This window comes from Amnibacterium sp. CER49 (assembly GCF_029846255.1).
GTDB lineage: Bacteria > Actinomycetota > Actinomycetes > Actinomycetales > Microbacteriaceae > Amnibacterium.
The window spans coordinates 1452749-1463178 of sequence record NZ_JARVWQ010000001.1 but is presented as its reverse complement, the minus strand read 5'-3'; the positions used below and the strand labels follow the sequence as shown (position 1 = coordinate 1463178).

Annotated in this window: 11 protein-coding genes; 6 read left to right on the top strand and 5 right to left on the bottom strand. The window is 75.8% G+C overall.

The genetic code is table 11. The features are described from left to right. Nucleotides 1–6 precede the first annotated feature (6 nt). The 4 genes from QDR37_RS07140 to QDR37_RS07125 all read left to right on the top strand — a co-directional run bounded on the left by QDR37_RS07140 (nucleotide 7) and on the right by QDR37_RS07125 (nucleotide 5076). The gene (locus QDR37_RS07140) at nucleotides 7–636 is read left to right on the top strand and encodes a TetR/AcrR family transcriptional regulator (RefSeq protein WP_279712925.1); all 630 of its coding nucleotides are present in this window, start codon (nucleotides 7–9) and stop codon (nucleotides 634–636) included. Further along, on the top strand, nucleotides 633–1253 hold the full coding sequence (locus QDR37_RS07135; RefSeq protein WP_279712924.1) for a hypothetical protein: 621 nt from the start codon (nucleotides 633–635) through the stop codon (nucleotides 1251–1253). Before QDR37_RS07140 ends, QDR37_RS07135 begins: the two co-directional genes overlap by 4 nt. Further along, a complete protein-coding gene (locus QDR37_RS07130; RefSeq protein ID WP_279712923.1) occupies nucleotides 1250–3610 on the top strand; it encodes a YhgE/Pip domain-containing protein in 2361 nt (786 codons plus the stop codon). Before QDR37_RS07135 ends, QDR37_RS07130 begins: the two co-directional genes overlap by 4 nt. 86 nt (nucleotides 3611–3696) lie before the next feature. Continuing rightward, nucleotides 3697–5076, top strand: coding sequence for an HNH endonuclease signature motif containing protein (locus QDR37_RS07125; protein WP_279712921.1), 1380 nt, complete (start codon nucleotides 3697–3699; stop codon nucleotides 5074–5076). Nucleotides 5077–5126: 50 nt separating this feature from the next. On the opposite strand, the gene QDR37_RS07120 is transcribed toward QDR37_RS07125, so the two are convergent. The 5 genes from QDR37_RS07120 to clpS form a co-directional block, all read right to left on the bottom strand. Beyond that, nucleotides 5127–5894: a DUF3618 domain-containing protein gene (locus QDR37_RS07120; protein WP_279712920.1), complete on the bottom strand. Its 768-nt coding sequence runs from the start codon at nucleotides 5892–5894 to the stop codon at nucleotides 5127–5129. Beyond that, entirely contained in the window at nucleotides 5891–6367 is a 477-nt protein-coding gene (locus QDR37_RS07115) for a phage holin family protein (protein ID WP_279712919.1), read from the bottom strand. The genes QDR37_RS07120 and QDR37_RS07115 overlap by 4 nt, the downstream gene beginning before the upstream one ends. Then, entirely contained in the window at nucleotides 6364–7404 is a 1041-nt protein-coding gene (locus tag QDR37_RS07110) for a hypothetical protein (protein ID WP_279712918.1), read from the bottom strand. Before QDR37_RS07110 ends, QDR37_RS07115 begins: the two co-directional genes overlap by 4 nt. Nucleotides 7405–7649: 245 nt before the next feature. Continuing rightward, nucleotides 7650–8126, bottom strand: a complete 477-nt coding sequence (locus tag QDR37_RS07105; protein WP_279712917.1) for a DUF2017 family protein — start codon at nucleotides 8124–8126, stop codon at nucleotides 7650–7652. Beyond that, the gene (gene clpS / locus QDR37_RS07100) at nucleotides 8127–8408 is read right to left on the bottom strand and encodes an ATP-dependent Clp protease adapter ClpS (protein WP_279712916.1); all 282 of its coding nucleotides are present in this window, start codon (nucleotides 8406–8408) and stop codon (nucleotides 8127–8129) included. 112 nt (nucleotides 8409–8520) lie between these two features. Between clpS and QDR37_RS07095 the strand changes: the two genes are divergently transcribed. Together QDR37_RS07095 and QDR37_RS07090 are read left to right on the top strand one after the other, a co-directional pair. Further along, nucleotides 8521–9672: a sensor histidine kinase gene (locus tag QDR37_RS07095; protein WP_279712915.1), complete on the top strand. Its 1152-nt coding sequence runs from the start codon at nucleotides 8521–8523 to the stop codon at nucleotides 9670–9672. Further along, a complete protein-coding gene (locus tag QDR37_RS07090) occupies nucleotides 9669–10334 on the top strand; it encodes a response regulator transcription factor (protein ID WP_279712914.1) in 666 nt (221 codons plus the stop codon). The genes QDR37_RS07095 and QDR37_RS07090 overlap by 4 nt, the downstream gene beginning before the upstream one ends. Nucleotides 10335–10430 lie beyond the last annotated feature (96 nt).

Below are 10430 nucleotides of genomic sequence, written 5' to 3'. Positions count from 1 at the left end.
GCCGGCATGACCGCCGATCGACCGCGCGCACCCCGGCGCGACGCCACGGAGAACCGCGAGGCGCTGCTCGAGGCGGCCCGCCGCATCCTGAACGAGGACCCGGAGGCGTCGCTCGACGCCATCGCGGCCGGGGCCGGGCTCTCCCGCCGCGCCGTCTACGGGCACTTCCCCTCCCGCAACACGCTCGTCGCCGAGCTCGCCGAGCGGGGCGCCGCGCGCGTCGCCGCCGCGATCGAGCGCGCCACCGCGGAGGACCCGGCGCTCGACGTCGCGCTGCTCGGCCGGGTCGTCTGGGACGAGGTCGAGCACGTGCGCGCGATGACGAGCACGATCGTCCACGGCCCGCTCCGCGAACGCATCGGCGCCGCCCTCGGGCCGATCCACGGGCGGCTCGTCGCCGACGCCCGCCGCGCGGGCGAGCAGGGTGGCCGCACCGACCTCTCCCCCGAGACCGTGGCGCGGCTCATCGAGGGCGCGGCCTTCACGGTGCTCGACGAGAGCCTGCGCTCCCCGCTCTCGCGGCGGGACGGCCGCCGGCTCGTCGTGCTCGCCGGGCTCGGTGCCCTGGGCCTGTCGTGGCGCGAGGCCGGCGAGCTGCTCGACCGGAACGCGGCGCTGCTGATGGAGGACCGATGAGGCTCGAGCTCGACGGGATCGGCGTCGGCGACGAGGCGACCCCGGTGCTCGCCCCGCTCACCGCGGTGCTCACGGACGACGCGCCCGCCGTGGTCGCGGTCGACGGCGAGCGCGGGCCCGTCGTCGCCTCGCTGCTCGCGGCGGGCCGGATGCGCGCCGACCGCGGCCGCGTGGTGCTCGACGGCGAGGACGACCCGGCCGCGGTGCGCCTCGCGGTCGCGCTCGTCGACACCCCCGTCGTCGCCGAGCCGCCCGCCGTCCTGCCGGTCGGCGACGTCGTGCGCGAGGAGCTCCGCTTCGCCGGCCTCCGCGCCTCCCGCAGCGACGCCGTCGCGGTGCTCGCCGACCTCGGACTCGAGCGCTGGTACCGCGCGCCGATCGCCGACCTGCCCGGCGCCGACCGGGTCCGCCTGCTGCTCGCCCTCGCGGCGGCCCGCCCCGGCGTCCGCGCCCTCGTCCTCACCGCGCCCGAGCGGCACGGCGTCGCCGCTGCCGACTGGCTCGCGCTCGCCGCCGCCACGACCGAGCAGGGCGTCCCCGTGCTCGTGATCGGGGGCGCCGCCCTCGCCGACCACGCGACCGCGCTCCGCCTCCCCGCCGATCCGGAAGACCGATGACCGTCCTCACCCTCCTCCGCTCCGAGCTGCGCCGGCTCACCGCCACACGCCTCGGCGTCGTCGCCTTCGTCGCCCTCATGGCGGTGCCGCTGCTCTACGGCGGCCTCTACCTCTGGGGTAACCGCGATCCGTACGGCGCGCTGTCGCACGTGCCCGCCGGGCTCGTCGTCGCCGACGGCGGCAAGACCGTCGACGGGCGAGGCGTGGACTACGGGCGGCGGGTCGCCGACCGCCTCGAGCGCGACGGCGCGTTCGACTGGCACGAGCTCTCGGCGGCGGACGCCGCCCGCGAGCTGCGCACCGGCGGCGTCGACTTCGTCCTCACGCTGCCCACCGGCTTCTCGCACGACCTCGCCTCCGCCGCGACGTCCTCGCCCACGCGGGCACGCGTCGAGCTCGCCACGAACGACGCGAACGGGTACCTCGCCGGCACGATCGCGAGCCAGGCCGCGAACGCGGTCCGCGCGAGCGTGGCGCAGCAGGTGGGCTCCGCCGCCGCGTCGCGGTTCCTCGTCGCGCTCGCCGACGTGCGCTCGAGTCTCGCTGCCGCGGCCTCCGGGGCCCACACCCTCGCCACCGGGACCGCGAAGGCGGCCTCGGGCGCCGCCGCGCTCGAGACCGGGACCGGGTCGCTGTCGGGCGGGGCCGCGCAGGTCGCGGCGGGTGTGGGATCCGCGGACAACGGCGCGCGGGAGGTGGCGACGGGAGCCGCCTCGGCCGCCTCTGGCGCCCGCACGCTGTCGGCCGGCGCCTCGTCGGTCGCATCGGGGGCGGCCCGCGTCGCCGGCGGCCTCGACGCGCTGCGCAGCGCCACCGCCGACCTGCCTGCGCAGACCGCCGCCCTCGCCGACGGCGCCGAACGCACCGCAGCCGGCGCGCGGTCCATCGCGTCCGGCGCCTCCGCAGTCGGGAGCGGTGCCACCGCGGTGGCGGGGAGCGCGCGCGACCTCGCCACGGGCGCCTCGGCCGCTGCGACGGGCGCGGGCCGGGTCGCCTCGGGGTCGAGCGACCTCGCGGCCGGGCTCGCCCGGATCGATGCCGGCTCGGCGACGACCGCCGCGGCGCTCTCCGCGCGGCTGAAGGGGGACGGGCTCACCGACGTGCAGGTCGCGCAGGCGCTCGCCGTGCTCGCGCCCGGTGCGGCGGCCGTGCACGACGCGGCCGCGAGCTCGACGACGCTCGCGACCGGGGCGCAGCGCGTCGCGAGCGGTGTCGGCGCCGTGTCGACGGGTGCGAGCCGCCTCGCCTCCGGAGCCGACGGGGTGGCGTCCGGCGCGGCGCGCGTCTCGTCCGGCGCGAGCACCCTCGCTACCGGCGCCGGCCGCGTGGCCACGGGCGCGGCGACGCTGGACCGTGCGGCGCCGGCGCTCGCCTCCGGCATCCGCACCGCGGACGACGGCGCCCGCCCGGTCGCCTCGGGCACGGCGCGGGTCGCGAAGGGATCCGCGGATCTCGCCTCGGGCACGACGACGCTCTCGACCGGCGCCGGCCGGGTCGCCTCGGGGCTCGATGCGCTGCGCACCGGCTCCGCGAGCGTCGCGGGTGGCGCCCGGCAGGCCGCGTCGGGCGCGCGGTCGCTCGCCTCGGGCACCGCATCGCTGCGATCGGGATCCGCCACCCTCGCCACGAGGCTCGCCTCCGGCTCCTCGCGGATCCCGGCCACCACCGCCGACGAGCGCAGCCGTCAGGCCTCGGCGATCGGCGATCCCGCCGCCGTCGCCCGGACGAAGGTGATCGATGCCGGCACCTACGGCGCGGGCCTCGCGCCGTTCTTCCTGAGCCTGTCGACCTGGATCGGCAGCTACGCCCTGTTCCTCATCCTGCGACCGCTCTCCCGGCGCGCGCTCACCGCGGTGCGCGCACCGATCCGCGTCGCGCTCGCCGGCTGGCTCACCCCCGCCCTCCTCGGCGCGGTGCAGGTGCTCGGGCTCCTCGCGATCGTGACCCTCGCACTCGGCTTCTCCGTCGCGCATCCGATCGGCACCCTCGGTGTCCTCGTGCTCACGGCGGGAGCCTTCGCCGCGATCCTGCTGCTGCTGAACGCGGCGCTCGGCAGCGTGGGCCAGTTCCTCGGGCTGATCCTCATGCTCGTCCAACTCGTCACCGCCGGCGGCACGTTCCCGTGGCAGACGCTGCCCGGTCCGCTCGCCGCCGTCCACGCCGTGCTGCCGATGTCGTACGCGGTCGACGGGCTGCGCCAGACGATGTTCGGCGGCGACCTCGCCCGCGCCGCCGGCGACGCCGGGGTGCTCGCGATCTGGCTCGTCGCGGCGCTCGCGCTCACCACGGCGGTCGCCGCGCGGATGACCGCGCACCGCACCCTGCGCGACCTGCAGCCGAGCCTGATCGGCGGTTAGCGCCGCGCCGCGGACGCAAGCGTTGAACCGCTGATCAAGGGGCACGATTACGTAGGACTGTCGGACCCCTCTGACACGATCTCCGCATGGGACGAGCCGCGGCGATACGCCATCTGGCAGCCGCCGCGCGCGCTCTTGCGGCGCCGGATCGGCGAGACACCGACGGCGAGCTGCTGGCGGACGCGGCTGCCTGGGAGGAGCTCGGTCGCCTCACCGACGCCCGCCGGATCGCGGCGGCCGAGGTGGAGTGGCGCTCGCGGCCTGGCATCGGATCCGAGGGCCTGGCCGCCCGCGAGGAGCAGAAGGGTGGCAAGGAGCTGCTCGCCGAGCGGCTGTCGATCAGCACCGGCGAGGCGAGGCGGCGGATCACGCTGGGGACTGCGCTCGCAGGCCGATGGTGGTTCACCGATGAGCCGCTGCCCGGGCGGGCGCCGATGCTCGCGGACGCCGTGACGGAGGGCCGGGTCCCGTTGGAGTCCGCCCGCCTGATCCTCGCGGCGCTCGACAGCGCGCGTCGCCGGGCTGCGGATGACGACCTTGCAGCGGCGGAGGCGTTCCTGACCAACACCGCGCGCACGGTGTCGGTCGATGTGCTCGCCGTGGTGGCGCAGATGTGGACGCAGGCGCTCGACCCGGATGGGGCGGAGCCCGACGAGAAGGAGCAGCGGCGCAAGGAATCCTTGAAACTGGGCCGCGTCCGTGTCGATGGCTCCTCGACCCTGTCGGCCGTCATTTCCGCCGAGACCCGGGCGGAGGTCGAGGCGTTCCTGAACGCGCACCGCCGCGGCACCACCTTCGTCCGGAACCCGGACGACGGGGAGGACCTGGAATGGCACGAGGCCGCCCAGGACGGCCGCACCCGCGCCCAGCACGACTCCGACGCGCTCTGGTCGGCCTTCCGCGCGGGCGTGCGCGCCGAGCAGGAAGGCACCGGTAGATCGCCGGCGAGCCCGCATGAGGTCGTCACCGTGATCACGATCGACGAGCTCGAGCGGCGGCAGGGCGCCGGGCACCCCGATGGAGTCCTGGCGCGCTTCTCGGTGCCGACGGTGGAGCGGCTGCAGTGCTCCGGTACGTCGCGCTTGCTCGTCACCGACCTCTCCGGCGAACCACTGACCCTCGGCCGCAGGACCCGGCTGTTCTCAGCGGCGCAGAAGAAGGCCCTCGCCGCCCGCGACGGCGGCTGCGCCTGGCCCGGCTGCACCGCACCCGCCGCCTGGTGCGAGGCGCACCACATCGCCTGGTGGAACCGCGACGCCGGCGCCACCGATCTCGAGAACGGCGTGCTGCTGTGCAGCCACCACCACCACCTCATCCACGAACCGCTCGGCCGGTGGCAGATCGTGGTCCACGACGGCGATCGCTACCTCGTCCCACAGCTGTGGCAGGGCGCCCCGCTCCCCCAGCACCGCATGCAACGCCACCGGCGCCACGCCCGAGGGCGACCACCGCTCGAAGCGGCGTAGACGACGAAGGGCGCCGCGGCCGAAGTCGCGACGCCCTCCATCGATAGCGATCAGGACCGCAGGTTGTCCCTCGCGTCCTGCGCCTGGCCCTTGAGGTCCTGGCCGGCGCCCTGCGCCTGGCCCTTGATCTGCTGGGCCGCGTCCTGGGTCTGGCCCTTGACGGTCTGGGCGGAGTCCTGCGCCTGGTCCTTCACGTCCTGCGCGGCGTCCTGGGCGGTGCCCTTGACGTCCTGCGCGGCCGCCTGCGCCTCGCCCTTGACGGTCTGCGCCGCGTCCTGAGCGGTGCCCTTGACCGACTGCACCGCGTCCTGCGCGGCGGGCTTCAGGTGCTCGGCGACCTCCTGGCCGGCGTCCTTCGCGACCTCCTTCACCTTGTCGGTGAGCGGAGCGGCCTTGTCCTTCGCGGCGACGGCGAGCCGCTGCTCGGACTCCGTCGAAGGCAGGAGCGAGGAGAGCAGCCAGCCGAGGCCGAAGGCGATGCCACCGACCACGAGCGGGTGGCCCTTCGCCGTGCTCACCGCGTTGGAACCGGCCGCGGAGGCCGCGTCCCGGACGTCGGAGGCCGTGCCGGAGGTGCCGTGACCGACCGAGCGCGCCTTGTCGGCCACGCTGCTGCCGGCGCCGGCGATGTGGTCGCGGGCGTCCTCGACGCTGCCCATGATCGACTCCTGCACGCCGCGGAGGCGACCCTTGACCCGCTCGGTCTGCCGGTGGGCGATCTGGTGCGGGCTCACCTTGTCGGCGAGGGCATCGACGTTCGTGCTGAGGTTCGCCCGCGTCGCTTCGATCTCGGCGCGGATGGTGTCGGGGTCGCTCATGCGTGGCCTCCAGGCTTCAGGGTCGGGGGGATCTCTTTAACGGTCTCGGCGGTCTGGGGCAGACCCTTGATCTCCTGCAGGTCGCGCCGGCCGCGAGCGGCGAGCACGGCCGCGACGATCCCGTAGATCACCGCGACGATCAGGGCGGACCAGATCAGGCCGGCGGGGAACTCGAACAGCACCCCGAGGCCCCACCAGACGAAGATCGAGACGAACAGGAGGGCGAAGTAGCCGGCGACGGCTGCTCCGGTGAGGAAGCCCGCCCCCTTGCCCGCCTTCTTCGCCGAGTCGGTGATCTCGGCCTTCGCGAGCTCGACCTCCTGGCGGATGAGCTGGGAGAGGTCACGGCTCACGTCGGCGAGCAGCTCGCCGATCGGGGTGGTCGCGGCCCGCTCCTCCGCGACGGGATCGGTCCCACGCGGGTTGACCGAGACGGCGGGGTTGGTGCCCCGCGGGTCGCCCGGGATGCTCATCGGGTGCGTCCGGTCGTGCCGTAGCCGTCGTCCTCGGTGCCGTAGCCGGTGCCGGGCAGCACGCCGCCCTCGTCGACCGCGCCGGCCTCGGTGTCGTAGCCGGTGCCGTACTCGGACTCGAGCGGCTGGGCGCCCGTGGCGTAGCCGGTCTCGTACCCGGCGGGCTCGATCGTCTCGACGGTCTCGTAGCCGGCGCCCGCGACGCCCGTGCCGTAGCCGGGCTCGGGCACGATCACGTCGGTGCCGTACGGCTCCGCGCCACCCACGTAGGTGCTGCTGCCGTAACCGGTCTCGTACCCGGTCGCGCCGTAGCCCGTGGTGCCGGACGCGCCCTGGTCGTTGTGCGACTCGGCGACGAGCGCCTTCGTGAGCCGTGCGGCGACGACGCCGGCGGTCGCGGCGAGCGCGATGAACAGGCCGGGGCGGCGGGCGGCGAAGCGGCGCACCTCGTCGACGACCTCACGGGGCTCGCGGGTCTCGAAGAACTCGGCGACGCGATGGGCGCGCTGCGAGAGGTTCTGGACCACCTCGGACGCGAGCCCGGAGTCGACCTGCTCGCCGCGGCCCATCCGCTCGAGGTCGTGGCCGAAGGTGCGGATCGTCTGCGCGAGACGGTCCTGCTGCGTCGAGGCCTGCGAGGACAGCTCGGTCGTGGCCTGCCCGTACAGCTCGCGGGCCTGGTTGATCGCGTCGGAGGCGACGCGCTGCGCCTGCTCCTTCGTGGTCCCGGCGACCTGGCGCCCCGCGTCGGCGGCGGTGCCCGCGACCTGCTGGCCCGCCTGCTTCGCGGTGCCGGCGACCTGGGCGGCCTGCTCCTTCGCCTGGCCCGCGGTCTCCTTGACCGTGCCGGCCGCCTGGCTCGCGGTGCCGGTGACGGTGTCCTTCGCCTGGCTCGCGGTGGCCTTGGCCTGCTCCGTGCGGGAGCCGGATCCGCCCGGCGTCGTGGCGGGCTCGGCGAAGTCCGGGGTCGCGATGACGGCCTCGTCGTAGATGGGGGTCGCCGGGTAGACCCTGTCGTCAGTGGGGTCGCTCGTCATGATGTCTCCTGATCCGAGAGGCGTGCGGGCCGCCGATATGCGGCAGGCAGGCGTGCGCCTCGTTCGACCCCCTACCGGACCATCCCCCTCTGGGTGCCTCCCGACAAGCAGCGGGGAGGCGGGTCCCCGTCGCCTGGACAGTGACTGGGGAGGGGCGTTCTGCGGCGATATCGGCCCAGTAGCGCCGCGGACGCGGCGTCCTGCTGCTCGCCGGAGAAGTCAACGGCCTTGCAGCAGCCGCCCGGTCACGCGTCGACGGCGTCGATGAGGCTGCCCTGCAGCCAGGTGAGCCACGCGTAGAGCATGCCCTGCGGCGTGTGGACGCCGCGCTGCACCTCGTCGATGCCGACCCGTTCGGCGAGCGCGAGCCGCAGGTCGCCGAGCGCCTTCAGCCAGACCACCGCGTCGTCGGGGCCGAGCCGCAGCACCCCGCCCGGGGCCGCCTCGAGGTCGGCGGGCAGCCTGCGCAGCCCCTCGACCTTGCCCTCGGCGAGCCGCTCGCGGGTCGCGTCGGCGAACTCCTCGGCGGCGACGGGGTCGTCCGCGTACGCCGCGGGCAGCAGACGGGCGACGACCGGGTCCTGCAGCGCCCCCGTCCCGCCGACGTCCTCGAGGGCGGATGCGGTGGTGACCGCGAGGTTCGCGATCATGCGGCGCTCCGACTTCGTGAACCGCCGCTCGATCACGTCCCCGTGGCGCTGGAACTCGCCGAGGACCCGCATTCAGTCGACCTGCTGCAGGGTCGCCTGCAGCCCGTAGCCGTGCATCGCCTCCACGTGGCGCTCCATCTCCTCGCGCGTGCCGGACAGGATCGCGGCCTTCCCCTCGGTGTGCACCTGCATCATGAGGCGCTCCGCCTTCGGCTTCGGGAAGCCGAAGTAGCTCCGGAAGACCCACGTGACGTACGTCATGAGGTTCACGGGGTCGTCCCAGACCACGAGCGTCCACGGCTTGCCGAGCTCGAGGCGCTCCTCGAGCCGCGTCTCCTCGAGCACGTCGGTCACCCCTCCAGGGTGGCACCGCCCGGACACGCTCCGCACCCGCTGCTCCCACCGAGCGGTCGGTCTACTCCCTGTGGAGGATGCCGGCGGGGGCGCGCGTCGCTAGCGTGCCGCCGTGGACGCGTGCGCACATCGAGCGGCGACGCCTCCCTCCCCGGATCCCGCGCTGCCGCGCCGGCGGTTCACCTGGCCGCTCGCGCCGGCGCTGCTGCTGCAGGCGGGCGCTGCGGGATGGACCGCCTCGCACGGTGCCCCGGGGCGCGCCGTCGCCTACCTCGCCTGCGCGCTGCTCGGCACCGCGGCCCTGCTCGTGCTCGGACGCCGCGCGCCGGGCCCGGCCGTCGTCGTCGCCGGGACCACCTCGATCGCGGGTCTGCTCCTCGTGCCCGTGCCGCCGTTCGCGCTGCTGCCGTTCCTCGTCGGGGTCGTCGCGGCAGCCGCGCAGGGGGCGCGATGGTGGGCCCTCGCGGCCGCGGGGGGCGCCCTCCTGCTGCCGGTGCTCCAGCTCGTGCTCACGACGGACCCGCTGGCGGCCGTCCGCGCGCTCGGCGAGGTCCTGCTGCTCGTCGTCGCGGTCGGGATCGGCGAGGGCGTGCGCGCCCGCGTCGCCCGCGGCCGGGAGCGGGCGGCAGCCGAGTCGGCGCGGCGCCGGATCGTGGCGGAGCAGGAGCGGGTGCGCATCGCCCGCGAGCTCCACGACGTGCTCGCCCACTCGCTCAGCTCGATCACGGTGCAGGCGGGGGTGGGCCTGCACCTCGCGAGGGCGCGGCCCGAGGCCGCCGTCGAGGCCCTCGAGGCGATCCGCGGCGCGAGCCGCGAGGCCCTCGACGAGGTGCGCGCCGCGCTCGCGGTGCTCCGCGGCGACGAGGACGCGCCGCGGCGCCCAGAGCCCGGCCTCGCGGCGCTGCCGGCGCTCGTCACCGAGTCGGTCGCGGCCGGTGAGCGGGTGACGCTCGACGACCGGCTCGAGCCGCGACCGCCCCAGCCGGTGCAGCTCGCGCTGTTCCGGATCGTGCAGGAGTCGGTGACGAACGCGCGGCGGCACGCCCCCGGGACCGCCGTCGCCGTGGAGCTCTGCCGCGAGGGCGACGCCGCGGTCGCCCGGATCCGCACGAGCGGCGGCGTCCGGCCCGCGCCCATCGCCGAGGGCAACGGCATCACCGGCATGCGCGAGCGCGCAGCGCTGCTCGGCGGGACCCTCGACCTCGACCCCGCGCCCGACGGGCTGCTCGTCGAGGCGCGCCTCCCCCTGCCGGAGGCCTCGTGATCCGCGTCGGGATCGCGGACGACCAGGCGCTCATCCGGGCGGGCTTCCGGGCGCTGCTCGCCGCCGAGCCGGATCTCGAGGTGGTCGGCGAGGCGGCGACGGGCGACGGGGCCGTCGCGCTCGCCCGCCGCGAGCGGCCCGACGTGCTGCTCATGGACATCCGCATGCCGGGCATGGACGGCCTCGAGGCCACGCGGCGCATCGTCGGCGACCCGGCGCTCGCCGGCTGCCACGTGGTGGTCGTCACCACCTTCGAGCTCGACGAGTACGTCGCCGAGGCCGTGCGCTCGGGTGCGAGCGGCTTCCTCGTGAAGGACACCGAGCCGGCCGACCTGCTGCGGGCCGTCCGGGTCGTCGCCGCCGGCGACGCGCTGCTCAGCCCCGGGCCCACGCGGCGGCTCCTCGAGCGCGCCGCCGCCGGGCTGCGGGCGCCGGAGCGGCCGGAGCGCCTCGACGTGCTCACCGAGCGCGAGCGGGAGGTGCTCGCGCAGGTGGGCCGCGGGCTCACGAACGACGAGATCGCGCAGCGGCTCTTCCTCTCGCCGCTCACCGCGAAGACGCACGTATCGCGCATCCTCACGAAGCTGCAGGCCCGCGACCGCGCGCAGCTCGTCGTGGTCGCCTACGAGACCGGGCTCATCCGGGCCGGCTGGAGCGACTGACCCTGCACGCCGTGCTCCCCGGGATGCAGGCCGGATGACTCCCGGCGGCGGATGCCGTGCCGGCGTCGGCGCGGGAGCGTTGCCTCGCGGCCGACC